Below are 26,654 nucleotides of genomic sequence, written 5' to 3' on the forward strand. Positions count from 1 at the left end.
ATTAAAAACTTCTTTATAAATAAGCTTTAATGTATCCCTAAAATTCTTCTCATTTATCTAAATCCCTATTTTCACTCTTCTCCAATATCATCTCCATAGCTTTCGTAATTATAGGAGCCCCAATATCAGTATCATCGCATCCATCCATTTTCCCTATATCTCCAATACCTATTATCAAAGGGGCCCTGACTTTATTAAGTACATCAACAGTGTCTCCTTTTACAATTTTATCTTTTTTCTCAATGCCGTTTTTATCGACAGCGTTTTTAGTTACGTTCCCCTCTCTATCTATAGAATAGTCTACTTTTATCCCCGTAACATTATTCGTATTTGATGCTACTGCAATCACTCCTAATACTTCAACATCTTCACAATTCAAAATGTATTCCATAGCTTCTTCCCCGCTGCCCTTATGGGTATTTCCCCTATCATCAACCATTACAACAACAGGGTCATACTTTGCCTCTTTAACATAATCAACTATCTCTTTACCCGTTAAAAGCGTAGGATTTCCTGCTGACCTTGAAATGCATCTTCCTCTAATATTATGTGCAGCTATTTCAACTGCCCTTTGAGCACATAAATCTCCGTCAGTAACTAATATAACTTTTCTTTTCATGATAATACTCCTATTTCTTCATTTTTGGACTAAAAATAATAGCCATTAAATATCCGAAGAACACTGCAGCTGCAATCCCTGCTGCAGTTCCTGTAACTCCACCGGTAAAAGCCCCTATAAGCCCATACTCATCAACTCCTTTAAAGGCTCCTTTAGCAAGGGAGTATCCAAAACCTGGAAGAGGGACAGTAGCTCCTGCTTTTCCGTATTTAACTAAAGGCTCATAAATTCCAAGGGCTCCAAGTATAACACCAAGTGTTACAAAGGAAACAAGGATTCTTGCAGGAGTTAGCTTTGTCTTGTCCATAAGTATCTGACCTATGACACAAATCAAGCCTCCTACAATAAAAGCTCTTATATAATCCACATTTACACGCTCCTCTCTATAGCTACTGCATGTGCTATTCCAGGAATCGATTCACCCTGCTGGCTGCTTGTAGGACTTAAGAGTGCACCGGTTGAAATTAAAAGTATTCTTTTAAACCTTCCTGCTTTCAGCTGTTTATATAAATAGCCACAAAACACCACAGCTGAACATCCGCATCCGCTTGCACCAGAATGTACATCCTGCTCTGAAAGGTCAAATATCTCTACTCCGCAATCCGTATATATATTTGAAATGTCATATCCTCCTTTTTTTACAAGCTCAACTGCAAGCTCCTTACCGACTTTGCCAAGATCTCCAGTAATTATAATATCATAATCATTAGGGTTAAATCCTGTATCCTTAAAATGTCTAAGTATAGTATCTGCAGCTGCTGGAGCCATAGCTGCCCCCATATTATTTGCATCCTTTACTCCAAAATCCATAACTCTTCCTGTTGTTACATAGGTTATATAAGGTCCATTTCCTGATGAGGAAAGAAGAGCAGCTCCTGCACCTGTTACTGTCCACTGAGAAGTAGGCGGCCTTTGCCCTCCATATTCGAGTGGGAATCTGTATTGTCTTTCAGCCGATGCAAAATGACTGGAAGTAGCAGCTATTACATAATCAGCATAACCCCCGTCTATTATCATAGAAGATAAACTTAAAGATTCTGTCATTGTAGAGCAAGCACCATAAAGTCCAAAGAAAGGTATCTGAAGTTCTCTTGCTGCAAAACTTGAAGAAATAATTTGATTTAAAAGGTCTCCTGAAAACATATAATCTATATTATCAGGGTGAAGATTTGCCTTATTTATTGCAAGTTTTACTGCTTCTCTTGTCATCTTGCTCTCAGCCTTTTCCCAGGATTCCTCTCCATATAAATCATCGCTTAAAATTACATCAAAATACTGGCCTAAGGGACCTTCTCCTTCCTTTGAACCTGTAATTGTAGCTGTTTCTAAGATAGATGGAGGATTTTTAAGTTTTATTGTCTGGGTTCCTATTTTTTTTACTGCCACACTCTCGCCTCACTTTGCAAAATACTTTATAAAATAATATATTATTCCAACTATTACAGAGGAAGAAATTCCATATACAAGAACAGGACCTGCAATTATAAACATCCTTGCCCCTACTCCTAAAATATATCCTTCCCTTTTAAATTCCATCGCAGGGGATACGATAGAATTAGCAAAGCCCGTTATAGGAACTATAGTACCTGCACCAGCATACTTTGCTACATTATCATATATACCTAAACCGGTTAAAAATGCCCCAAGAAATACCATTACAGTTGCTACATAATATCCTACGTTTTCTTGAGGAACTCCCAAAGATAAAAACATATTCATAAAAAATTGTCCCACATCACATATAAGACCTCCTATAACAAAGGCAAAAATACAATCCTTTATTATAGAAGACTGTGGGTTATTTTTATCAACCATGTTTTTGAATTCTTCACTAAGCTGCTTTTCTAATTTTTTTTCCATGCAATCACCTGCTATCCTTTATTTTCTCATTTTCTCCTATTAGACCTGATGATACATCCACTCTTACCTTACCATAATCATATCTTATATCCTTATCTTCCTGCTGTTTTAAATTTAAAATATCCTGCCTCTTAATTTTGTAAAACACAAAACCACCTCCACTATATATATTTTTCCTTAAAAATTCATATTTAATACAAAAAACCACAGCTTTTAGCTGTGGTTTTCTATGTCATTGTCTTTCTCATATAATCAAGAACCTTTTTCTCAATCCTCGAAACCTGCACCTGTGAAATACCAAGTATCTGTGCAATCTCACTTTGAGTCATATCTTTAAAATATCTTAAGATTATTACCTGCCTTGCCTTAGGCTCCAGGGAATTTATAATCTCCTTTAGAGCAACTTTATCTGTGACATCAGATCCATAGTCCTTCTCTTCGCTGATTTTATCTATTAAAAGAACAGGAGAACCGTCATCCTGATGAATAGTATCATATAGATATTCAGGTGCATTCAAACTTTCAAGGCTTAGAACAATATCCTCTGATGTTATACTAAGTTCCTTTGAAATCTCTTCTATTGTAACCTCTCTGCCATACTCTTTAACAAGTTTTTCCTTTGCTATTTTAACCTTTTTTGCAGTTTCCTTCATATTTCTGCTTACCTTTATAATACCGTCATCCCTTATAAACCTTTTTATCTCTCCCATAATCATAGGAACTGCATAGGTTGAAAATTTAACATTAAAATCGCTGTTGAAATTTCTTATTGCTTTAACAAGTCCAATGCATCCTATTTGAAACAAATCTTCATATTCATATCCTCTGTTTAAAAACTTTTTAACTATAACAGAAACCAATCCTACATTAGCTCTTACAAGCCTGTCTTGAGCTTCCCTGTCTCCCTGCTGACTTTTTTTTACAAGTTCTATTACTTCATCCTGGTTTGGTATTCTATTATAATCTGGTTCAGCCTTTTTCATATTATATTCCCCCAGATTATACAGATTTGAAGCTCTTGGTCATAATAACTCTTGTTCCTTTTCCTATCTGTGATTCCACCTCAAGAGTATCCATAAAAGTTTCCATAACAGTAAACCCCATACCAGATCTTTCAAGTTCAGGTCTTGAAGTATAAAGAGGCTGCCTTGCAAGCTCTACATCCTCAATTCCCTTTCCAAAGTCTATTACCTCAACCGTAAGTTTATTTCCATCGATGCTGCACTTTATAGTAACAGTACCTGAAGAATTTTCATAACCATGTATTATAGCATTTGTAACAGCCTCTGAGACTGCAGTTTTTACATCAGACAGCTCCTCAATCGTTGGGTCAAGCTGCGAAGCAAAGGCAGCAACAACAACCCTTGCAAAAGCTTCATTCTGCGATTTGCTTGGAAATTCAATCTTCATTTCGTTATGATACATTATTCATCCCCCCTAAAAGCTTTCAATGGCTTCTTCAATGTTTTTATATTCTTTTATAATTTTAAAAAGTCCCCCTAATTCAAAAACCCTTTTAATATTAGGTTTAAGGCTTACTATTCCAACTCTTCCTCCATACTCTGTAATTTTTTTATACCTTCCTATAACAACCCCTATTCCTGAACTGTCCATAAAATTCACATCTGAAAAGTCAAAAATAAGGTTTTTGATTCCAAATTCATCTATCTTGTTATCGATTTTCGCTCTTACATTTTCTGCTGAATGATGATCAAGTTCTCCACACATAGATACGATAAGCGTGTTGCCTCTTTTACTAAACTTTAAAAGCATTAACATCCCCCCATTCCATAATAAGTTATATATTCTATAAATTGTAATATTTTCCTTCATATATGCACATAATTTAGCAAAAAAATTTAAAAAGCACAAATACCAATTAGTATTGTGCCCATAATTTTTATTTTTTATACATCAATCTTTTTTTATTTTTACATCTTCATCTATCTTCTCTTTCTTACCATATTTAATGCCAACAAAATAAATAATCAACGCCAAAATTGCCAAAATCAGGATAACATACTGTATTCTTTGATAGTTTTCAGGAACTGCCTCATAAAGAGTAATTATACCAAATACAAAAAATATTATCGCTGTTCCCCATTTCATAAATTCATCAGGGACATATTTTTTAAGATAAGCAGCTCCTATAATTCCAAGGCTGTCTGCAACAGCCATACCTAATACTGAACCTAAAAGCACCAGCAGCGGCTGTTTAAAGTTTGCCGCAAGGGTTAACGTCATGAGCTGAGTCTTATCTCCAAGCTCTGCAATAAAGAAGGTGGCTCCTATTGTAATAACAGGACCTAAGTTTGTCTTTTTTTCAACCTCTTCCTCTTCATCCTCATCGCCGCCTTTTATAGTCCACAGTCCAAAGCCTATAAAGCATAATGCTGCTGCTATCTTTATATAGTTAAATGGAATTAAAGCTCCCAAATAACTTCCAAGTGCCACTGCAAGACCATTTAATAAAAATATAGCAATTCCAACCCCTATTGCAACATCCCTTACCTTATATCTGCTTGCAAAGGCCATGCACATAAGCTGTGTCTTATCTCCTATCTCGGCAATAAGTACAAGCAAAAAAGTTTTTAATAATGCCATAATTAAAAGCCTCCTTTTATTAGCAACAAATTTTTGTAAAACAAAAGACCTTTAACACAATGGAACCCACTGTGTTAAAGGTCTCACTTGACATAATCAGGTAAAGCCAGGCAAATATGCCAGTATGTTGACTTTACCACCCCAAAGGGCAGCTACTCCCCCTTAACGCTCAACAAATCAAATTCAAAATTAGAATACCATCTATATTATTATATGTCAATATCAAATATTAAGACATTAAAGATTTGGTATCAAAATTTAAATTGTAAATTTATTTATTTTATAATCTAAATTTAGAGTTTAAAAGCTTGAGAATAGTTATTTATTATTTCCTATTCCTAATATAAATATTATTATTGTATTATTTAATTTTTAATGATAAAATGCAATATGTAAATTACGGAGACTTTGAAAGGAGAGATAATTTATGGAGATGTGGCTTAGGGAAATGCAGATTGAAAACGCAGCAATGACCTATAAAATAAAAGAAACATTAGTAAGAAAGAAAACAAAATATCAGGATTTAGCAATTGTTGATACAGAAGCCTTTGGAAAAATGCTCGTACTTGATGGAATAGTTCAGACAACTATAAAGGATGAATTCGTATATCACGAAATGATTACTCATATTCCTCTTTTTACACATCCAAATCCAAAGAAGGTATTAGTTGTTGGAGGAGGAGACGGAGGTGCAATAAGAGAAATTTTAAAGCATCCTTCCGTTGAAAAGGCAGTTTTATGCGAAATAGATGAAGATGTAATTACAGAATGTAAAAAATATCTTCCTGAAATAAGCTGTGCCCTCGATGATAAGCGCTGCGAAGTATTCGTTGGAGATGGAATTAAATATGTTAAGGAACACAAAAACGAATTCGATGTAATAATAGTTGACTCAACGGATCCTTTCAGCATTGCAGAAGGTCTTTTTGGAGGAAACTTTTATAAGGACATATTTGAAGCATTAACTGAAGATGGTATATTCATAGCTCAAACTGAAACGCCTTTCTTTCTTCCAGATACTGTAAGAAAAGTATTTAATGATGCAAAATCAATATTCCCAGTAACAAAGCTTTTTATGGCAGCTATTCCTACATACCCTGGAGGATACTGGAGCTTTACTGTAGGCTCTAAGAAATACGATCCTTCACAGGCTGATACTTCAAAGATACCTCATCTTGATACAAAATATTATACACCTGAGCTTCACAGAGCATGCTTCGTTCTTCCAAAGTATGTTGAAGAGGTTATAAAATAAAAAATATCTCCCTCAATAGGCAATATATGCTTATTGGGGGAGATGTTTTATCTAAATAATTTTATAGCTTTTCTATAAACCATCTGTTGCTCTCAATATCCCACCTAAGTTCAGCAGGGTTTTCCCTGCCTTCTATCTGGCAAAGATATATAAAGCATTCTCTAAGGTTTCTTCTCTCCTTCCATACTTTTATGACCTTATTTATTCTTAATGTACCTTTGCTGCAGTTTATAACAATAGGGTTTACTGAAGCTCTTTCAAAAAGCACCATAGTATCAACAGCTTCCCTTATCATCTTCAAAGATTGCCGCCTCCTTTATTAAAGGGATTCATAGGTTTCCATTCATCATCGCTGACTATATTTATAAGGCTCTTAACTTCGTTTACCATAAGAGAAGCTCTGTATACAGAGTTATATCCGTATTTTTCCCTTATAATATCCATGCACCTTTCAATCCTTTCATTTTTGATTCTCTTTTCCTCCTCAAAAAAACTCATCTGTTTAAAACCCTCCGATGGTCTAAGCCCTGTTACCCTGACTCCAAGAAGCCTTAAGGGTATATCTTCATTCCAATTTTCACGAAGAAGTTTTACTGCTTCATTATGTATTTCAAAGGCAGTATCTGTATAATTATATATTTTTCTCTGCCTTACAAAGGAGATGAATTCCTTTGTCCTTATCATTATTTCAATAACATTGCCTTCAAGACCATTATCCCTTAACCTTTTTCCTACGCTTTCGCAAAGAGCCATTAAAACTTCACCAGCCTCTCCATAGGTTTTTACATCCCTCGGAGTTGTAATAGAATTACCTATTCCCTTAGCTTTATCCTCTGCAGATGATACCTTTGAATTATCTATACCATTTGAAAAATGCCAAAGGTACCTTCCCATCTTGCCGAATCTTTGCTCTAAAACCTTTAAAGGAGTATTTGCAATATCTCCTATTGTAAATATCCCCATTTCATTAAGCTTTACCTTCATCTTTCTGCCAACGCCTATTAAATCCTCAGCTGGAAGTGGCCATACTATTTTAGGTACATCCTCCCTGTTTATTACGCTTGTAGCATCGGGTTTTTTTAAATCTGAGGCCATCTTTGCCATAAGCTTGCAGTAGGAAACCCCGACGCTTGCTGTAATATTGAGCTCCTTTCTAATTCTATATCTTATTTTATCCGCTATTTCAACCCCGCTTCCAAAGAGTCTCTCGCACCCAGTAACATCCACCCACGCCTCATCTATGCTAAAGATTTCAACATCTGGGCTGAAACTTTTCAGTATATCCATAACCTTAATTGAATATTTCATGTACTCCTTAAAATGAGGTTTTATAAATATAAGATTAGGACATAACTTTTTAGCATCTCCTATGGTCATTGCAGTTTTAACTCCATGTGAGGTTTTATAAATATAAGATTAGGACATAACTTTTTAGCATCTCCTATGGTCATTGCAGTTTTAACTCCATATCAGGTTTTATAAATATAAGATTAGGACATAACTTTTTAGCATCTCCTATGGTCATTGCAGTTTTAACTCCAAAGGCCCTTGCCTCATAGGATGCTGTAAGTATTATACCGTTTCTTTTTTCTTTATCTCCTGCAACCGCAACAGGAAGCCCTGCAAGATTTAAATCATTAGCCTGCTCCACAGAGGCATAAAAAGCATTTAAATCCACATGTAGTATTGTCCTCATATTTATCCCTCCGAACATTAGTTCGTATAATATATTATACTACATTTTCTAAAAAATTAAATACAAAAAACAAAAAAAGTTTTGCAAAAGCAAAACTAAAATCACGAGCACCAGCTCCTTATAATATCATATTCATCTTCTGTTATTCCAAAAGTTTTACACAAAATCATATCAATTCTATATATAGTATCTTCTTTAAAATTATTTACCTCATCTTCAATCTCCTTTATATACTGAGGAATTTTAATGCTCATTATCTTGTTTGGGTAGTATTCATACATATTATCTCCAAGCTTCTTTGCCATAGACTTTATATAAAATTCATATATGCTGCTGTTTAAAACTCCGCAGAGATATTTATAGGAAGTAGTTTTTAAAAACATGTCCCTGATTTTAATCATATAAACATCAGCACTAAAATAACTGCCAAAATCAAGGGAAAACCTGTTTGAAGATGATTTATAGGGAAATATTATTTTCTCATTCTCAAATATGCTTTCATCTCTTCCCCATTGAAGCTCATACCATTTTCTAACTCCTTTTCTGCACTCCCTGCGATTTTCAAGAGCAGGCTTAAATCTTTCAATAAAATTAATGGCCTTTTCATATTTATTTATGTCATCTATAATATTGGAATAAATAATAACATCATCAGAAGGCATAACCATAAACTTTTCAATATTTGAGCTTTTAATCCAAGGCTTCAAAAGATTTTCTTCTATATTAAGTTTTTTTGCTAAATCTTTTTTAAGTACAAAGGCTTTATCGCATCCTGTTATTATTCCCTGAAAGCTTTCACATATATCAGATATACAGATTCCCTTTATCTTATTTAATACTTCTCTTTCACTTTTGCTTAAAAAAATCCAGCCATTATCCTCAAGACTATTTGCATTAACCATTATATTTTTTACAAACTCACATCTTCCATCATTAATATCTTGAAATACTCTTTTGCCCTTTCCTTTTGCCTTTTCCAAAAGTCTGAAGTATTCAATATCCTCAATTTTATCATCCTTTACAAAATCTATTATAATATTATCAACTCCAGCCCCTTTTATTAGCCTTATTCCATAGAAGTCAACAATTGATTTAATTCTTATTTTATTTTTTATATATCTTCTTATACCCTCCGCATTTAGAGCCTCAAGCATATACCTCGATGTTATAAAAACAAGCCTTCCTCTTTCATTTAATGCATCAATTGATTTTTTTATAAAGCAGTATGAAAGGTCCGCCTTGTCAGAAAATACTTCACCATACATTTCATAGAGCATGCTTCTGTACTCTCCCGTTAAAATCTTGTGCCCCATATAGGGAGGATTTCCTATTACTATATCAAACTTTTGAAGGTCTGAAGTTAAAAAGTCCCCTAAAATTATATTCTTTGGAACATATCCGCCTCTTTCATAAAGTTCAATAACAGTTATCATAACTGCATATTCATCGATGTCATATCCATATATATTATTTTTAATTATATGTTCATCAATATTTTGAGTACCAATAGATTTCATTTTTTCTTTAAGCTTTTCAAAAATTCGAATTAAAAAGTATCCTCCTCCACAGGAAGGATCAACTATTTTAAAATTCAGCTTCCCATTAAAATTTATTTCCTCAACTATTCTATCCGTCATAAATTCAACTATTTCAATGGGTGTGTAAAAGCTTCCTGTTTCCTTTTTAAGTTCTTTTTTTGAAAGGGTCTGATATACATCAGCGATATAATTTTTAACATCCCATTTTTGTTTAAATCCTTCTATATCTGCATCTTTAAAATTTATAATAGATTCATATATAGATTTAACATCCTGCTTAAATTCTTTAATCATTTTGACCTCCGAAAAAGTTTTATGCCTTTATTATACCATCCAGCCTAAATTGTAAGTAGCATTATTTTTTATATTGTGGTTATATTAAATATGAGGAGGAATCAGCATGAAAAAAATATCAGCATTATTTTTAGCAGTACTTCTTATACTAACAGGTTCATGTAAAAAAGTTTCTAAGTTGCCTGAAACCTTCCCTGATATACCAATGTCACAAATAAAAGAGCCTGATCTTCCAAAAACTTTGAATTCAGCTTATAACTACAACGCAAGCAAAACTTTGGCCCCTTCAAACATCGATTTAAATGTCAATCTAAGCAATAAAACAATACCCTGGGGACTTGGTCCCAATAAAAATCACGTACCTCCATCAATTCCTAAAGAGCATAAAGCTATTCTCGATAAATATTCAGGTTACTATCTTGGAGATACATCACAAAAGGTTATATACTTAACCTTTGATGAAGGTTATGAAGTGGGCTATACTTCAGTTATACTCGATGTCCTTAAAGCAAACGATGTAAAGGCTGCGTTTTTTGTAACCGGCCATTATATAAAATCGCAGCCGGAATTAATAAAAAGAATGGTTGAAGAAGGTCATTTAGTATGCAGCCATAGTTTAACCCATCCTTCAATGCCCTCAAAAGCAAATAGCATCGATGCTTTTAATAAAGAGTTTGCAGGGCTTGAGGATTTATTTAAAGAAATAACAGGACTTGATATGCCAAAGTTCTTCAGACCTCCTAAGGGTGAATTCAGCGAAAAGGTTCTTTATCTAACTCAAAAACTTGGATATAAAACAGTATTTTGGAGTTTTGCATATAAAGACTGGCTTGTAGATGAGCAGCCAACTGAAAAGTATGCTCATGATAAAATAGTGTCTTCGTCACACAACGGTGAAATAATGCTTCTTCATGCAGTATCAAAGACCAACGCAAACGTTCTCGATTCTGTAATCAAAGAGTTGAAATCAGAAGGATACAGATTTGGAACGCTTTATGAGTTAAAATAAAAGACAGCTGACTATTTACAGACATTTACAAAATAGAACCAGCAGGAAACCGTTAAACTCCCACTGGTTCTATTTTAATTTCTATTCAAATAATTTCAAATTTAATCTAGGAAATTTTTAAAATAATAGCTCTATACTATACTTGAATTCATAGATTATAAATTTAGCATAATCATCTCTCTATAAATTTTATATCATTTCCAGGTATTTTAACCCATTCTATTCCTTCATTCCATACTACTTTAACTTTTATATCAGAAGTAAGCTTCTTTACTAATTCATCCTTAGATAATTCTTTGCTTAAATATGTTGCTCTTGCCACTTCAATACCTTTATTATTTTTGCCATCTATTGTATGTTTATCATTTATGTCCGTACCAAAACCTAAAAAATTCTGAACAACAAAAACATTCTTCATAGTCTCATCCAAAAATACACTTATTCTCATATCTTTATATATATTATTATTCTTTGGTGTCACTCTCAATTTATATATTACTCTATAATGCTTTTTAGAACTCTCCTTTGTATCTAAAGTTACTTGCATGTCATATATAAAGTTATTACTTTTTTTATAATCCTCAAGCATAACATTTTTAGGTTGTTCCATATCATATTGTACCTGAACTTCTTCACCCGTTTTAATATTTTCTACTTTATCTTTATAAAGACCAAACAAAATTTTTGATATTATCAATAATAATAAAATTGAAAAAAATATTATTAAAATTTTCTTTGTTTTATCTTGTTTAGTAACCAACATACGTATAAACATCGTAATATGTTGGTCTATTATAAAGATAAAGTTCACGGGCTGTATTGCTTATAAAAGTATTATCATCAAAATATGCTTTTGATTCTTCATGAATTGGCCCATATCCAAAAGTTGGAATATAATCTACCGCTGCAGAATGTGTATACCCATCTTTCCCTTTAAAAGATGCATACTCATGTCTATACCATTGTCTCTTTTGAATATCAACCTTCAATACCCATTCTCTTGTACTGCTGTTCCATACTTTACCTAATTTATCTATATAAGAATAAGAATGCATTAATTTAGCTGAACCAGGAGCAGAAACCTCAACTTCATCCCATCTCATACCAAATGCAATTAATGCTACATCCTTTACTATATTATATACTGTTTTTGTAAAATAACTGGATATTGTCAAACTAATATTTATTATATTACTCAAAATATTACTATATTTACTCCCATCCTCATAAGTTATTCCGCTAGTCCAAGGTGATGTTGTTATAATATTTACAGTCCCATCATTGGGTTCTACAGAACTTGGTTGGTAAGTATCTATAGTTTTATTATCCTTAAATATTTTTATCTCATTAGCAGCCTTTTCTTCATATAATTTAACATTTTCCTCGCTATATGGAACACATTTATTCTGATTATATTTTGTGTAACCCATATTATCATAAGCATACACAATAGAAAGTGAAGATGTCATTAACAAAGTTATGACAACTATATAAATAAATTTTTTCATAATACACCTTCTCAAGAATTTTATTTTAATTTGTTACAGTTAAAATGTCTGCCAAACTACACTAACACCAATCTCACAAATTCTTTAGTTTGTTACATTTGCATTAATATTCTCAACCATATGTATATAATTGAGAATCAGAGAATATTGTTAGCTTTAATATAACAAATAAAATTGGTGCAACTTGTGGTTTTTTCACAATATCACTCTTTATATTAATATATATTTTTCCAAATATTACATTTATTATAATTCTTACTATCTTAATAAGCAACTATTCAATAATATAAATATTATAATTTTTAACAATAATCAGATAATTGTATATCTAAATTCTCTATATAAAAACTTCATCAAACTTTTATTTTCCTACCAGTGTATAGCAGTATATAAAACAAAATGCCCTTATAAGGCATTTTTCAAATTATATTTATTCACAAACAAATTTATAATTACAAGAATAGCAGTTTTCGCATCTATCAAATTTATCATAATCTGTATTTGATTCCATAAAGTTGAATACTTTAACTATATCCTCTATGTCTTTTTCTATATCTTCATCCTTTAAATTAATTTCGATGTACTCTCCTATATCAAGAAGATACAAATACATCTTTTCAATATCAATATTAAACATTTTCTTTACAGCAAAGCTGTAGGCTGTAAACTGGGGAAGGTAATGATTTTTTATTCTCCCTTTATCACCTTCACCATTAACCTTGTTTGTTTTATAGTCGATAACAACTGCCTTTTTAGCATCACCAACTTGATATATATCCAATCTATCGATTATTCCCATTAAAATAATATCTGCATTTGGAAGAGGTACTCTAAAATTAAACTCTTTACAGGATAATATTTTTTCTCCATTTATTTTTATATCCTTTTCTATTTTCTCAAAGTTTTGTACCATTGATTTTATTTTTTCTTTTTGTTCATTTGAAATTTCGTACAGCTCTCTATTTATCCTATCTTCAATATCTACTTCATATCCCTTTGATACATCCTCAATAAGGCTGTGGACAAAGCTTCCAAGTGCTGCTGCGTTTATACTTTTTACTATTTCTGCTTCATTTTGTTCCTCTTTTTCTTCTTTATTAAATAAGTCAACATCTAATAAACCTTCGTCTATTTTTGCAACATACCTAAAAAAGTATTTTCTTGGGCAGTCCTTGTAGAGCATATATCTCGATATGCTGAATATTGATTTTGGTATGTAGTCTATTTTAAGGTTTATGTTTTCCAATGCCCTGTCCATATCAAATCTGTCTTCTTCATCTTTTTCATTTATATTGTCATTAAATGAGCTCACTTCTGCAACGTATTTTTCTAAATCAACTCCTCTATCAAACAAATGATTAATCAATGTTTTTTCGCTTTTTTTCCTAACAGCACTTAAAGATATATATCTTACTGCTCTTGTTACAGCGACATAGAATACTCTTATTTCTTCCTTCTTTTCCTCTTCTTTTCTTTTAGCATCAACGTATTTATATAAATCATCTTTTATTGCATGGTGATTTATTACTATACCATATTTCCCCTTTTCATCAGCGAACTTATCGTAAACAAATTTTTTCTTATTAATTTTTTCTATTTCATAATCAAGGGAAGGTATAAATACGACCTCAAACTCAAGTCCCTTTGATGCATGTATTGTCATTATCTTTACTGCATTGCTGTTTTCTGTATCTAAAAAAGCCTGTGATTCTTTGTTTGAAATTTCAATTAGGTTTTCTAAATAGTCAGCAAACTCAATTGATGAGTAGATTCCCTTGCTATCAAACTCCTCTGCAATCTCTAAAAACTTCTCAAAGTTTCTATACTTTTGTACCCCATCCTCCTGAAGAAGAAATATTTCTTTTATTTTAAGTTCCTTATCTAATTTATTTAAAAAGTTTGATACGCTGTATAAAGGAGCCTCTTCTTTAAGTTCGAATAATTTTTTTACTTTATCGTTATAGTCCTTTGCAGAAGTTATATATTTATTTTCATTTATTATGTTGAAAACATCTAATACCTCATTGTCTGAAAGCCCAACAAATGGGCTTCTTAACGCACCAAGGAATGATAATTTATCCTCATATCTATAAATAAACCTTACTATATTTATTAAATCCCTTATCTCCTGTCTTTCAAAATATCCTATTCCTCCAAGAATCGTATAGGGTACCTGCCTCTTTTTTAAGGAGTTTTCAAACTCTAATACGCTGCTTCTTCCCCTAAATAAAATTGCAATGTCCTTATATTCTATTCCCTTTTCATTTAGTTCTAATATTTTATCTGCTACATATTCAGCTTCAATTCTCCTTTTTTCATCTTTGTCCTCTTTTTCTAAAAGCACTTTAAGCTCTTCTAATTCTACTTTTCTTTCCTTTAGCTGTCTTGTATCAAATTTATCCCTTTCTTCTGCTTCTAAAATACAAAAATCAAATCCTGCCTCACCTTCTACACCCTTTGACTCATTTGAAGGTTCATATCCTTCAATTAAATCTTTAAACATATCATTTATAATACCAACAATTTTGTCGTGGCTTCTGTAGTTTGTTGAAAGGTTTAGTTTTTCTCCCTTTGAATCTTTTATTTTATCTGTAACATCCTCAAATACCTTATAGTTTGCACCTCTAAAAAGATAAATAGACTGCTTTATATCTCCAACAACAAACAGTTTACCCTCCTTTATTTTACTTTCTTCCCCTGTTAGGTAGTTTAAAATTTTTAGCTGAACATCATTTGTATCCTGAAACTCATCCACAAGATAATATTTATATCTTTCCTTTATTCTATTTCTAATTTCCTCATTTTCAAGTATTTCAAGAGTATATTTTTCAAGGTCATTAAAATCTAATACTCCTAAATTTGTCTTTTCTTCTTGATACTTTCTATCTACCGCCTCTACTAAATCCATAACAAGGTGAATGATTGCCTGAAGTTTCTCTAAATCTTCTACGTCTGCCTTTTTTGATTTACTTCCCTTTTTATTCTCTTCTTCTTTAGTACTTAATTCATTAAACCTTTTTATATTATCCATTGTAAATTTCTTTGCCTTTTCTATACTGTCTCCCTTAGTTTTAATTTCTTGATATAGGTATTTCACATCTTCAATTATTTTCTTTCTGCTTAAATAATCAATACCTAAAACCTCAGACAATATTTCAAGTTTTTCTGTATTATCAGTATAACTAATAAACTCATCAAAAACCGAATCCGATACCCTGTTTAGCAAAGTTAAAGTATCAACCTCTTCAATAATTTGATACATAGGCTCTATTCCAATAATGTAGTAGTTCTCTTTAACAATTGTATCGCAGAAACTGTGGAAGGTTGATATATTGGCAAGAGGTAGTTTTTCTTTTATTCTTCTTAAATCCTCTCTTTTTTTACTGTCTTTTTCCTGCTCTATAAACTTATTTACTAAATCTATAACCCTCTCCTTCATCTCAAGGGCTGCCTTTTTTGTAAAGGTTATAGCTACAATGTCATCTACATCAGCACCACCCTCAAGAAGAAGCCTTAAAAACCTTCTTGTCAAAACCCTTGTCTTACCAGAGCCTGCCCCAGCGTGAAGGGCGATGTTTTTACCTATCTCAAGGGCTCTTGCCTGCTCATCATTAACCCCGTATACATTCTTTATTTCTTCTATGTTCATATTTCCACCTCGCATTTATTTAAAAGCCTAAGTTTGTTATACCTGCACACGTCTTCATAATCACAGCTTAAATTAAAAGCACTTTGTATTTCGCATATCTTAGTAAGAGTGAATACAGCTTTTTTAATATTTTCTATGCTGTCTTTAATAAAGTTTTCTGTTATGTGAGTTAAAACAACATCAAAGTTTTCCCTTGCAACGGTTCTTGTTTGATGATGTGTTTTGAGTGTTTTTAATTCATCTTTATCCTTTGCAACTATAATTCCACTAATTTTTTTGTTATTGTTTTCTATAGTAGCATTAATGTCATAGTAAACTAAAGCGAGACATTCTGGAGTTTTTTCTAATACATCTTTTAAAATGCTGTTTACTACATAATAATAAAGTACCACCTGTATAGCCTCTCCCTTTAGCATATCCCCTAAAGCCTTTGCATTAGATATCTTATAGTCCTGTATTATATATCTTCCTGTCGGGTTGTCTCCATCATACTCCATATCAACTCTATCTATTCTTCCTTTTATCTTTATTCCTTGAATTAAATCATCTAATTCAAACTCTTTTTCTATAAAGTATGGCCTAAATTTAATTTCGTTTTTATATTCTACATCAACCTTAATAAAATTCTTTATGTTTTTTAGAAGCTGTTCCTTTGTAATGCCTGTAAAGTTATCATCTAAAACTAAACCATAATTTTCAAAGGCTTCGTTGGCAAGTCCTTCTATTTTATCTTCCTTATATTCAAGTTCTTTTCCTATATAATCCTTATAATAGTTTTCAAGTACATAGTGATATATATTTCCGAAGTTTAAATTTGAATAAACATCATCTTCCCATTTTCTTATGCTAAGTACATCCTCTATAAAATGCTTAAATGGGCACTTGTTATAAGACATTATCTTTGAAGCACTAAAGACATCTCTTTTATTGCTATCCTTCATTTTATTTATATCAATAAGTCCATCATACTCTGTAAAATTACTACTATTTCTAAGTTCCTCTATTTTGATTGCTGTATCAAAACAAGCTGCTTCTTTAAAATTTTCCTTTATTTTATTATCCTTCGTTATACAGTATCGTTTAACAATCTCATCTTTGCTGTAGATTTTATTTAAGCTGAATCTATCCCTCATAGTTCTAACTTTTCTTTCCTCAAATTGTTTTTTAAGTCCAAGTTTATATATAACCTCATCTAAAAACTGGGACTTTGAAATATATGAACCATCCTCACCTGAAGTTCTATAGGATAGGAATAATCCTTCCTTTGAAGAGGCTATTGACATTATAAATCTTATCTTTTCCTTCTCCATTTCAAATATGCTGCTTCCAAAGTTTACTCCCTGCCTATAGATTATCTCCTTTTCCTTTGTTGTATATATTCCTGATGCCTTTGAAAGTTTAGGGAACTTTCCTTCATTAAGTCCCATTATAAATACATAGTCATAGCTTGTTCCCCTTATTAAATCTGGAGTTAGAACCTTAACACCATAGCTCCTTTTAGGGCTTAAAGTAACCGTCGCAGCAGTTATATTTTCATCTAATATATTTAAAAACTCTGAATAGTCTATTTCTGAAGTTTGATGTTTATATACTTCATCAAGATTATTAAGCAATTCAATGAATCCAAACAAAGCCTTTAAATCTCTCAGCATTATATCCTGTGATATCTTACCTTTTGCTTTTTTATAAAGGCATATTATTCTCTTTTTAATATCAAGTTCATCTAATATATTAATTACTGCATTTTTGTATTCTTCAAAACTTGCATTATACTTTATTTTTAACAGTTTCTCATCTATCATATTTTCAAATTTAACATAGCTTTCTCTCAATTTTGGTATTTTTTCTGTATATTCTCTCTGCTGTTCTTCATCTTCATTTTTAACCTTAAATTCCTCTAAAAGTTTTTCAAGGAAAGCAGAAGTATCTTTCCCTTTAAAATATCTTTCTAAAACCCTTAAAACATCGTATCCTTCAGAAATAGATAGGTATGGGCTTGCTACTATATCCTCTAAAAGGTTTTTATTATATCTTTCATTTTTAAGTCGAAGCAGTGCCATAATAGTTTTTATAAATGGTATTTTAGAGAGAAGTTCTGTATCGCTTAAGGAGATATAAATTCCATATTCATTGAATACTTCAAGTAGCATATCCTCATACTCCTCTCTGTCTGGAACTATTACTGCTATTTTATCAAGTTCAATTCTTTTTTCTTTGTATAGTTCTTTTATGTTTGACGCCACCTGCCTTACCTCATCCTCAATGCAGGGAGCATCAAGCATTTTAACATCAAAAGTCTCATCTAATGCTCTGTCGGTAAATAATGTTTCGGCAAGGTATCTATATTTTGTATTTAAAAAATCATCATCATTAATTTCAAATTTTAGTTCCTTTAAAAAACCTAAAGCTTCTTTTTCTGCAAAGTTAAGTACATAGGGGACATTTAGAGGAATATGGTATATAAACTCAATTTCACTAAAATTATTTTTTATTGCCTCAAGTAGTTTCTTCTCGGTTTTAAATATATCAATATATCCATCAATAATAAATAAAGATACATTCTCAAAATATGTGGTTTTATCTACATTTTCTATTGCAATCTTTATTACATCGTCCATGTCTAAAAGGTTTAACGAATTTAGTTTCTCTTTATATGATGTATATATAGTTACTAAATCCTCTGTTTTTCTTTTTAATACATCATCTCCTATGGAGTTTATCATATTTTTAAATTCATTTATATCAACATATTCCTTTTTTAAACTCCTTATTGCATTAAGTGCATTTACTGCAAAGCCTTTTTTATTGTATACTTTATTGAAATATTTAATATTATCTTTTTGCTCTTTTAATATCTCCTCAACAAGCACAAGGGATGCTTCATAGGAGATTAATTCATAGCTGCTAAATTGATTTTTTGAAATCCTTCTTGATAAGTCATCAAAGGTTATAACATCAACGTTATATAATGAGCCTAATCTGCTTATAATTTCACCTCTAACAAATTCTATAAGTTCTCTTGTTGGAGCAAGATATATAACCCTTTTATTTCCTTTTACTGAATTTATTATTTTTTCAAACAAAATATCACCCCAGCATATTAAAATTTTCCAGTTTAATTACATTGTATGTCTATAGCTGTAAAAAAGCAATATTAAGGCAGGTATCTAACAAATACCTGCCCTCACAGCTTCTATAAAAAATTATTATTCGAACATATTTTTAGAAAATATAAACCAACTACTTTATAACTTTATTTTTTTACTTCTACACTATGTGTTTTCATATATTCTATTTGTTTTTCAGTCGGCTTCCCGTTTTTTAATATAATTTCAACTGCTTGTTTTGGAAGATATGCTTCTTCAGTTAAGTCAACATCTATACCCTTATAAAATGCAACAAAAGCCCTAACAGCACCAGTTCCTATATCCTTACCTTGAGTATCTATAAAGTTTGCCTCTAAGTCCTTGCACTTAAATGTATCAATTTGGTTTTTATCTATCAAAAATGATTCAGTTAAATCTTCTTCCGGTATATTAAAATTATTAACAACATCTTTAAATGTATATGAACCCTTTATATCATTTGGATTAAGCTGACCTGATGATTTACCTTCAGTAATCTTTCTTGGTATCTTTGTTGAAGTTGTTTTCCAAACTCCGGCTAATTTTGCCAATCCAACTCCTCCAAATATTATTATAAATATACTAATTGCAATAATTTTGCTATTTAACTTCATCCATATCACCACCCTTTGTGCTTAAATTGACTGTATTTTCAACAGGACATAAAACATCTGAAGTACATTTTAAACATCTAATGCATTGATGGTCTTTTATAGAATCTTTATCTGATACCACAATATTCATAGGACAACCTTTATCACATACTTTACAAGAAATACATATATTTTTATTTCTTCTAATTTTAAATATACTTATAAAATTAAATAGCCCTAAAAATCCACCAAGTGGACATAAATATTTGCACCATGGTCTTTCTATAAAAAGTGATGATACCAATACAACTATTAATAAAACTATTGCTTGTATTTTAACTTCGCCTGTCCAAAAATTAAATAGTGCATAATAAGGGTCTATATCATTAAATAACAATTTACCTGTTTTACCTATAACATATACTATCCAAATAAATGTAAAGTATCTTAAATATCTTAGCTTTTTATCTAATTTATTAGGTATAAAAATATTATACCTTCTACCAAAAATCTTTTTACCTATCTTTCCTATCCATTCTTGAACTGAACCTAAAGGGCATACCCATCCGCAAAATACTGATCCAAATAATATAGATAAAAATATTACTATTCCAAGCATAACAAATGAGGATTCATGTATTTTTTGAACAAAACTTCCATCTGTTGCGAACTTATATATTGATACTACTCCACCAAATGGACACAATCCATGCAATGATGCTTTTGAGATAAATGGTATTGTTATATTCTTCCTGGAAAGATATTCATTTAGTGCAGTCAATAAAATCGTAGCAAAGAAAAATATTTGAACAAATAATCTAATTTTTATATTTCTGCTTTTCTCCATTGATTTAATCTTTGTCATTTAATATACCACCTTCTTAAATATTTTGCTTCCACACTCAATTGTTTAATATCGTATCCATTTACTATTCCATTTCACGCTCCTTGTCCTATTTCTGCCCCATTTTTGCACTCTACCTTAAATTTTATTGATTTATCTTATACTTTGATTATAGTTTCATATTGTGATTAATTTATGTGAGTTCTGTGTAGATTTTGTGAAGTTGATTTTTTCAACTTTCTTTTATTATGAAAAATAATTGCATAAAAATTTTTCTCCAAAATCCACCCAATATCTATATAGCTCCCATTTTATTACACAAAAAATTCCTATCATTTTTGCCAAGCAGGATAGGGTTTTTGTAATTTTATTTTTTAAATTTTAAAAAAAATTAGGACAGGTATTCTAATTGAATACCTGTCCCAACTATTGACAAAGAGCCTTCCATAACTGAACTGCCTATTTTGGGGCTACTTTAGCTTGGTTTAGGTTTATTGGTGGGGCAGATTTGTTTATGTATGTCTCCTTAATTTTTTATACTCTCGCAATCTCTTCCCACTTTATATATTTGTTCATTACTTCAACAGCTTTTTCAAGATATATTTTATCCACTTCATCGAACCTGTTGAAAATCGGGCTGTCTATGTCCAAAACACCGTATAATATTCCATCCTTTATAATAGGAACTACTATTTCAGAATTTGAAGCACTGTCACAGGCGATATGCCCCTCAAATTCATGAACGTTTGGAACTACATAGGTCTTTTTATCTCTAACTGCACTTCCGCACACTCCCCTTCCTACTTTAATCCTGACACAGGCAATTTTCCCTCCAAAGGGTCCTAATACTAATTCTCCGTCCTTCATTATATAAAACCCTGCCCAGTTAATATCATCAAGATTATTATATAAAAGGGAGGCTGTATTGCATATATTTGCCAGAGAATCCTCCTCAGAAGAAATAAGCCCTTCCAAAGCAGGCAAAAGCATATCATAGAAACTCTCTTTAGTATCAGCCTTTATTTTCCCTAAATTTTCCATAGTATCCTCCTTAATAGCATAGTCTTCCTTCTTTTACTACTATTTTACCATTTTTAATTACTGTGTTAACGTGATTTATTCCAAAATGATATATTATATAATTCTCATTAGGAGCATCCATAATAAGTATATCCGCATTCTTACCCTTTTCAATGCTTCCTACTTTATCTCCTCTGTCAATAGCATAGGCTGAATTTATGGTCATGGCGTTTATAACCTCCTGAGGCGTCAAGCCCATTCCCATAGATGCAAATACCATAATACCTTGAAGGGATTCTGTAGGACATGTGCCCGGATTATAATCTGTTGCAAGTGCAACAGGAAGTCCCATATCAATCATTTTTCTGCCTCTTGCATATTTTCCGAGCCTTAAATAAAAGGATGTCCCAGGAAGCAGTACAGGAATTACTCCTCCTTCCTTCATAGCTTCAATTCCCTCATCAGATGCTGCAATAAGATGTTCTGCTGACACCGCACCAATTCTTCCTGCAAGTTCTGCACCGCCCATAGGCTCTATTTCATCCGCATGTATTTTTATTTTAAGTCCATGCTCTTTCCCTTTTAAAAGTATCCTCTCGCTCTCCTCAACAGAGAAAACTCCTTCCTCACAAAAGCAGTCTATAAATTCAGCAAGTTCTTTCTCTGCAACATAGGGAATAATGCGTTCAGTCATAAGATTTATGTAACCTTCTCTATTATCTTTATACTCCTCTGGTACAGCATGGGCTCCCATATAGGTTCTTATAATTTCTACTGGGTGTGTGCAGTCCCTTAATACCTCGAGACATTTAACCTCATCTACAAAATTAAGTCCATATCCAGACTTTGCTTCTACCGTTGTAGTCCCCCAAAGAAGCATAATATCAAGACTTCTTATCATCTTTTTCATAAGCTGATCATAGGATGCAGCTCTTGTAGCTCTAACCGTACTTAAAATTCCCCCGCCCATTTTAAGTATTTCTATATATGGTACTCCCTTTAGCTTTAATTCAATTTCATTTTCCCTTGAACCGTAATGTACAAGATGAGTATGAGGATCAACAAATCCTGGAAGAACAGTTTTATACTCTGCATCTATAATCTCAGTATGCCTGTCACAGAACTCTTCTCCATCGCCTTCCCCGACTTCCTGAATTATTCCATTTTCAACTGCTATAAAGCCTCTCTCTATTATACCAAGGTCCTGCATATGTTCTTTTATTTTAGGTCCATTTGATTTGCAGGTAAGTATTCTTGCATTTTTAATTATTATATCAGCCATGCTGCACCTCCTATAAAAATTTTGGGTGAGATTTCCCACCCAATAATAAACTTTATATTTATTATAATATTTCACCAACTTCATTTTCAACCGTTCTTACAAGTTCTCCCGATGTTATAAGGCTGCTTGCCTTGTTTATATCCACATACATAACTCTGTCTTCATTTAAAGGCTCAATGTGTTTCCTTATAAGATTATACGCCCTTTGTGTACCTTTTCCAAGCTTTACATCCCCTCTAAAATGCAGAGCCTGAGATGATGCAAGATACTCTATTCCAAGAACCCTTGAAACATTGTATAATATGTTCCTTGCCTTTCTTGCAGCGATTGTTCCCATGCTTACATGATCCTCCTGATTTGCTGAGGATGGTATAGAATCAACGGATGCAGGGTGAGCAAGCACCTTATTCTCAGAAACAAGAGCTGCTGCTGAATATTGAGCTATCATAAATCCAGAATTTAGTCCTCCCTTTTTGGTAAGGAATGGTGGAAGGTCGTTAAGCTGATAATTAACAAGCCTTTCTATTCTTCTTTCAGAAACATTAGCAAGCTCCGATAAGGCAATCCCTAAAAAGTCCATTGCAAGAGCCATAGGCTGTCCATGAAAGTTTCCCCCAGATATTACCCTATCCTCGTCTTCAAATATTAAAGGATTATCTGTTGCAGAGTTTATTTCAGTTTCAACAACCCTTTTAACATATTCTATTGCATCCTTGCTTGCACCGTGTATCTGTGGTATACATCTTAATGTATAGGCATCCTGTACCCTTATCTCTCCCTGCTTTGTTGTAAGGCTGCTTCCATCTAAAAGAGTTAAAAGATTTTTAGCACATTTAATCTGACCTTTCTGCGGTCTCACTTCATGTACCCTGTGATAATAAGCATCCGTTATTCCCTTTAAACTTTCAACAGTCATAGATGCCACTATATCTGCAGTCTTTGAAATATTTACAGCATCATAAATCGTAAGAGCCCCAACCGCTGTCATGACCTGAGTTCCATTTATAAGTGCAAGTCCTTCCTTTTCCACAAGCTCAATTATATCAATACCTGCTTTCTCCATAGCCTCTTTTCCAGAAAGCCTCTCTCCGTTATAATAAGCCTCTCCCTCTCCAATCATAACAAGAACCATATGGGATAAAGGTGCTAAATCTCCGCTTGCCCCCAGAGAGCCTTTCTCATATATAACAGGATGTACCCCTTTATTGAGCATATCTATTAAAGTTTTAACCGTTGAAATTCTAACCCCTGAGTATCCCTTTGAAAGTGCATTAGCGCGGAGAAGCATTATAGCTCTTACAATCTCAGTATCAAACTCTTCTCCAACGCCGCAGGCATGGGAAACTATTAAATTCCTCTGAAGTTTTTTAGCATCGTCCTTAGATATTACAACATCGGAAAACTTACCAAATCCAGTTGTAATTCCATATTCAACCCTGCCCTCTTCAACGAATCTATCTACAAGAGCTCTTGCCTTTTCTATCCTCTCTTTAGCTTCCCCTGAAAGCTCAACTATATAACCGTTTCTCGCAACATTAACCACATCTTCAATTTTAAGATTTTGCCCATCTATAATTACCTTATTCAAAATATTACCCCCTTTATGACTTCTTAAACTAATTATATCATTCATATTAAATAATTGTTAGACTTTGAATTGTCTGAATATTTTCAAGGTATTATCATGTTAAAGCGATTAAAAAAAACCCATAATACTGCTAAAGTCAATATAAATCTTCTTAATAAGCGGAAAAGATTGACTATGCAGTATTATGGGGTTTATAAGTCTCCCAAAAATTTATGTTCCTTTTATATTTTATCTACCACTATCTTATTGTCATTACATTTATAAACAACATGATTATCCTTAATATCAACTAAAGTTGAATCAGGTTTTATTTTTATCGTCCTGTCATTTACAACATCATAAACATAATCCTTATAAACAAGAAAAACTTTATTATCTCTATTAAATACGCTTTCATAGGATAAATCCTCTATATGCCTTTCATTTACCACATTTCCGTCCTTAACAACAAAAACAGTTCCCTCTTTATCCAAAGAAAGCAGATATATATTATCCTCCTCATCAACTCCAAGAAGCTTAAATCTTTTATTATCTTCATATTTAAAAATCTTAGATTTTATGTGTACTTTATTATCGATATCCTCATAAATAAGGGCATCTTTATTATTTAAAAGCTGTATATCCTCTATTTTTTTACCCTTTGCATATACTGAAACATTTTTCATGATATCCACTCTATATATATTATTTTTAGAAATACCAAAGTTTTTAGTTTTAGCATTTATATAAATCATATTAGTATAGCTTGAATATCTCACATCACAGATTTCTTCAATCTTACTTGCTTTAAAGGCTTTATGCTCTGTGCTTTCCCTTTTATCTATGTCATAGGTTTTTATAGCCAGATTTTCATCATCATAAGTAATATACATAACAATATTTCTATCCGAAAGAGGCAAAGAATATATTATAGGAACATCATCTTCTACAACATCATAAACATTATCAGTTTTTATATCTTTTATATAAAGTTTGTCCGAATCTACATAGGTAACATAATTCCCATCAAAGGTTGCAGCAACATATTTAGCGCCTTCAGGCAAAACAGTCTCATTTTTATTAAAATTTAAGATAGATTTTGTATTTCCCTTCATTTTTATTACTTTACTATCCCCAAGGATGATATTATTAACATAGCACAAAGGCATAAAGGTCAATCCTATACCTATTAAAATATATATAAGAAGCTTTTTTAACATATATCCACATCCTATTCTACAATGAATGCTGAAGGAATTGCTCTTTCACCTAATATATCCGAGGGTTTGTTTACTAATTTTCCATCGTTATACATAGTTGCAGAAGAGCCTCCATCAAGATTGGAAGCATTATACGCACCGTATTCGAGAAGTATGTCCTGAACATCCTTTAAAGTAGCTCCGAGACTGTCTTTCTGCCTTCCATCGATTGTAAGAAGAAGCACCTTCCCGTCTTGAGTTTGTCCTATTGCTGTTCTTGGAGCAATTCCCCATCCCCCGTCACCTTTTTTAATCATAGGCTTACCATTAACTATAAGTGCAGGGCCAAAGGAAATCGCATCTCTTAATTTCAAATTTTCAATTTCATCATATTTATATTGACCTACTATAAGCACATCTTTGTTATTAAATCCAACTATGTTAAAGGTCTTTTCATCATCTATGAACTTTATTCTGCCATCTTCAATTATAATACCTGATGGTATTCCCCCTGTACCTGTCATGGCATTGCTAAAGCCTCCCGCATTTATGCCGGCTGCTGCATTATATCTTTTTAATATTTGTCCTAAAGTTTCCCCTCTTTTCCCAAGATCCGAAGATGTCCCAATTCTAACCCTTCTTGGGTTGTCCACAATTAACAAATAGCCCTTATATCTGCTGCTTTCAATATTTATACACTCAACATTATTGCTGCTGTATTTAACCTCTATTGCATCCTCATTTTCGCTCTCTGTCGGAGAATCTACTTTATTTTCATCCATAATCTTGTTTATCTCATTATCATTTAAAAAGAGTTTTGCTATATATTTATGATTCATCGTTGTCATTGCGGAGGTAACTATAGTATTTCTAATATTCTTAAAGGGCCCGTAAAACACTAAATAGGTTCCAAAGGCTGTACAGAATATAAATTCAAATACTAAAAAAAACATCACTTTCTTAAATAGTTTCAAGTTCTCTCCCCCTGAAAA

At 32.2% G+C, this 26,654-nt stretch carries 27 protein-coding genes and 1 riboswitch; of the genes, 2 read left to right on the plus strand and 25 right to left on the minus strand.

Annotation, left to right across the window (positions count from 1 at the left end):
- Positions 1 to 49: 49 nt before the first annotated feature.
- From spoVAEA to B5D15_RS02705, 9 genes are all read right to left on the minus strand, one after another.
- Positions 50 to 619, minus strand: coding sequence for a stage V sporulation protein SpoVABEA (gene spoVAEA / locus B5D15_RS02675; RefSeq protein ID WP_278305444.1), 570 nt, complete (start codon positions 617 to 619; stop codon positions 50 to 52).
- Between the two features lie 10 nt (positions 620 to 629).
- Positions 630 to 986, minus strand: a complete 357-nt coding sequence (gene spoVAE / locus B5D15_RS02680) for a stage V sporulation protein AE (RefSeq protein ID WP_078695563.1) — start codon at positions 984 to 986, stop codon at positions 630 to 632.
- 2 nt (positions 987 to 988) lie between these two features.
- On the minus strand, positions 989 to 2,005 hold the full coding sequence (gene spoVAD, locus B5D15_RS02685; RefSeq protein ID WP_179122167.1) for a stage V sporulation protein AD: 1,017 nt from the start codon (positions 2,003 to 2,005) through the stop codon (positions 989 to 991).
- Between the two features lie 9 nt (positions 2,006 to 2,014).
- Positions 2,015 to 2,479, minus strand: a complete 465-nt coding sequence (gene spoVAC, locus B5D15_RS15355; protein WP_179122168.1) for a stage V sporulation protein AC — start codon at positions 2,477 to 2,479, stop codon at positions 2,015 to 2,017.
- A gap of 4 nt (positions 2,480 to 2,483) precedes the next feature.
- Positions 2,484 to 2,627: a hypothetical protein gene (locus B5D15_RS15360; protein ID WP_179122169.1), complete on the minus strand. Its 144-nt coding sequence runs from the start codon at positions 2,625 to 2,627 to the stop codon at positions 2,484 to 2,486.
- A gap of 79 nt (positions 2,628 to 2,706) precedes the next feature.
- Positions 2,707 to 3,462, minus strand: a complete 756-nt coding sequence (gene sigF / locus B5D15_RS02690; protein ID WP_078695564.1) for an RNA polymerase sporulation sigma factor SigF — start codon at positions 3,460 to 3,462, stop codon at positions 2,707 to 2,709.
- 16 nt (positions 3,463 to 3,478) lie between these two features.
- Positions 3,479 to 3,904 (minus strand): anti-sigma F factor, encoded by a 426-nt coding sequence (gene spoIIAB, locus B5D15_RS02695; protein ID WP_078695565.1) that lies wholly within the window; start codon positions 3,902 to 3,904, stop codon positions 3,479 to 3,481.
- Between the two features lie 12 nt (positions 3,905 to 3,916).
- Positions 3,917 to 4,252, minus strand: coding sequence for an anti-sigma F factor antagonist (spoIIAA, locus tag B5D15_RS02700; RefSeq protein WP_078695566.1), 336 nt, complete (start codon positions 4,250 to 4,252; stop codon positions 3,917 to 3,919).
- A 141-nt stretch (positions 4,253 to 4,393) separates the two neighbouring features.
- On the minus strand, positions 4,394 to 5,083 hold the full coding sequence (locus tag B5D15_RS02705; RefSeq protein ID WP_078695567.1) for a TMEM165/GDT1 family protein: 690 nt from the start codon (positions 5,081 to 5,083) through the stop codon (positions 4,394 to 4,396).
- A gap of 28 nt (positions 5,084 to 5,111) precedes the next feature.
- Positions 5,112 to 5,256, minus strand: a riboswitch (yybP-ykoY riboswitch).
- 254 nt (positions 5,257 to 5,510) lie between these two features.
- On the opposite strand from B5D15_RS02705, the gene speE reads away from it, so the two are divergent.
- A complete protein-coding gene (speE, locus tag B5D15_RS02710; RefSeq protein WP_078695568.1) occupies positions 5,511 to 6,338 on the plus strand; it encodes a polyamine aminopropyltransferase in 828 nt (275 codons plus the stop codon).
- A gap of 61 nt (positions 6,339 to 6,399) precedes the next feature.
- On the opposite strand, the gene B5D15_RS02715 is transcribed toward speE, so the two are convergent.
- The 5 genes from B5D15_RS02715 to B5D15_RS02735 form a co-directional block, all read right to left on the minus strand.
- Complete coding sequence (locus B5D15_RS02715; RefSeq protein WP_078695569.1) at positions 6,400 to 6,639, minus strand: hypothetical protein; 240 nt, start codon at positions 6,637 to 6,639, stop codon at positions 6,400 to 6,402.
- A complete protein-coding gene (locus B5D15_RS02720; protein WP_078695570.1) occupies positions 6,636 to 7,715 on the minus strand; it encodes a Y-family DNA polymerase in 1,080 nt (359 codons plus the stop codon). Before B5D15_RS02720 ends, B5D15_RS02715 begins: the two co-directional genes overlap by 4 nt.
- Positions 7,712 to 7,789: a hypothetical protein gene (locus B5D15_RS15850; RefSeq protein ID WP_078695632.1), complete on the minus strand. Its 78-nt coding sequence runs from the start codon at positions 7,787 to 7,789 to the stop codon at positions 7,712 to 7,714. The genes B5D15_RS02720 and B5D15_RS15850 overlap by 4 nt, the downstream gene beginning before the upstream one ends.
- Complete coding sequence (locus B5D15_RS02730) at positions 7,786 to 8,034, minus strand: Y-family DNA polymerase (protein WP_143287174.1); 249 nt, start codon at positions 8,032 to 8,034, stop codon at positions 7,786 to 7,788. The genes B5D15_RS15850 and B5D15_RS02730 overlap by 4 nt, the downstream gene beginning before the upstream one ends.
- A gap of 101 nt (positions 8,035 to 8,135) precedes the next feature.
- Positions 8,136 to 9,866: an Eco57I restriction-modification methylase domain-containing protein gene (locus B5D15_RS02735; protein WP_078695572.1), complete on the minus strand. Its 1,731-nt coding sequence runs from the start codon at positions 9,864 to 9,866 to the stop codon at positions 8,136 to 8,138.
- Between the two features lie 106 nt (positions 9,867 to 9,972).
- Between B5D15_RS02735 and pdaA the strand changes: the two genes are divergently transcribed.
- Entirely contained in the window at positions 9,973 to 10,875 is a 903-nt protein-coding gene (gene pdaA / locus B5D15_RS02740; RefSeq protein ID WP_078695573.1) for a delta-lactam-biosynthetic de-N-acetylase, read from the plus strand.
- Positions 10,876 to 11,047: 172 nt separating this feature from the next.
- Here the strand turns inward: pdaA and B5D15_RS02745 are convergent, their stop codons facing one another.
- The 11 genes from B5D15_RS02745 to B5D15_RS02795 all read right to left on the minus strand — a co-directional run bounded on the left by B5D15_RS02745 (position 11,048) and on the right by B5D15_RS02795 (position 26,636).
- A complete protein-coding gene (locus B5D15_RS02745; protein WP_078695574.1) occupies positions 11,048 to 11,638 on the minus strand; it encodes a hypothetical protein in 591 nt (196 codons plus the stop codon).
- Positions 11,625 to 12,383, minus strand: a complete 759-nt coding sequence (locus B5D15_RS02750) for a hypothetical protein (RefSeq protein WP_078695575.1) — start codon at positions 12,381 to 12,383, stop codon at positions 11,625 to 11,627. The genes B5D15_RS02745 and B5D15_RS02750 overlap by 14 nt, the downstream gene beginning before the upstream one ends.
- Positions 12,384 to 12,813: 430 nt before the next feature.
- Positions 12,814 to 16,032 (minus strand): UvrD-helicase domain-containing protein, encoded by a 3,219-nt coding sequence (locus B5D15_RS02755; RefSeq protein ID WP_179122170.1) that lies wholly within the window; start codon positions 16,030 to 16,032, stop codon positions 12,814 to 12,816.
- Positions 16,029 to 19,115, minus strand: coding sequence for a PD-(D/E)XK nuclease family protein (locus B5D15_RS02760; RefSeq protein WP_078695577.1), 3,087 nt, complete (start codon positions 19,113 to 19,115; stop codon positions 16,029 to 16,031). Before B5D15_RS02760 ends, B5D15_RS02755 begins: the two co-directional genes overlap by 4 nt.
- A 170-nt stretch (positions 19,116 to 19,285) precedes the next feature.
- Positions 19,286 to 19,771, minus strand: coding sequence for a hypothetical protein (locus B5D15_RS02765; RefSeq protein ID WP_078695578.1), 486 nt, complete (start codon positions 19,769 to 19,771; stop codon positions 19,286 to 19,288).
- The gene (locus B5D15_RS02770) at positions 19,758 to 20,615 is read right to left on the minus strand and encodes a 4Fe-4S binding protein (RefSeq protein WP_078695579.1); all 858 of its coding nucleotides are present in this window, start codon (positions 20,613 to 20,615) and stop codon (positions 19,758 to 19,760) included. The genes B5D15_RS02765 and B5D15_RS02770 overlap by 14 nt, the downstream gene beginning before the upstream one ends.
- 513 nt (positions 20,616 to 21,128) lie before the next feature.
- Positions 21,129 to 21,635 (minus strand): GAF domain-containing protein, encoded by a 507-nt coding sequence (locus B5D15_RS02775; protein WP_078695580.1) that lies wholly within the window; start codon positions 21,633 to 21,635, stop codon positions 21,129 to 21,131.
- Positions 21,636 to 21,645: 10 nt separating this feature from the next.
- Positions 21,646 to 22,896: an imidazolonepropionase gene (gene hutI / locus B5D15_RS02780; protein ID WP_143287175.1), complete on the minus strand. Its 1,251-nt coding sequence runs from the start codon at positions 22,894 to 22,896 to the stop codon at positions 21,646 to 21,648.
- Positions 22,897 to 22,957: 61 nt separating this feature from the next.
- The gene (hutH, locus tag B5D15_RS02785; RefSeq protein ID WP_078695581.1) at positions 22,958 to 24,484 is read right to left on the minus strand and encodes a histidine ammonia-lyase; all 1,527 of its coding nucleotides are present in this window, start codon (positions 24,482 to 24,484) and stop codon (positions 22,958 to 22,960) included.
- A 221-nt stretch (positions 24,485 to 24,705) separates the two neighbouring features.
- Positions 24,706 to 25,683, minus strand: a complete 978-nt coding sequence (locus B5D15_RS02790; protein ID WP_078695582.1) for a hypothetical protein — start codon at positions 25,681 to 25,683, stop codon at positions 24,706 to 24,708.
- A gap of 11 nt (positions 25,684 to 25,694) precedes the next feature.
- Positions 25,695 to 26,636, minus strand: coding sequence for a phosphodiester glycosidase family protein (locus tag B5D15_RS02795; protein WP_242948676.1), 942 nt, complete (start codon positions 26,634 to 26,636; stop codon positions 25,695 to 25,697).
- Between the last annotated feature and the right edge of the window lie 18 nt (positions 26,637 to 26,654).

This window comes from Caloramator quimbayensis (assembly GCF_900167605.1).
Taxonomy (GTDB): Bacteria; Bacillota; Clostridia; order Clostridiales; family Caloramatoraceae; genus Caloramator_B; species Caloramator_B quimbayensis.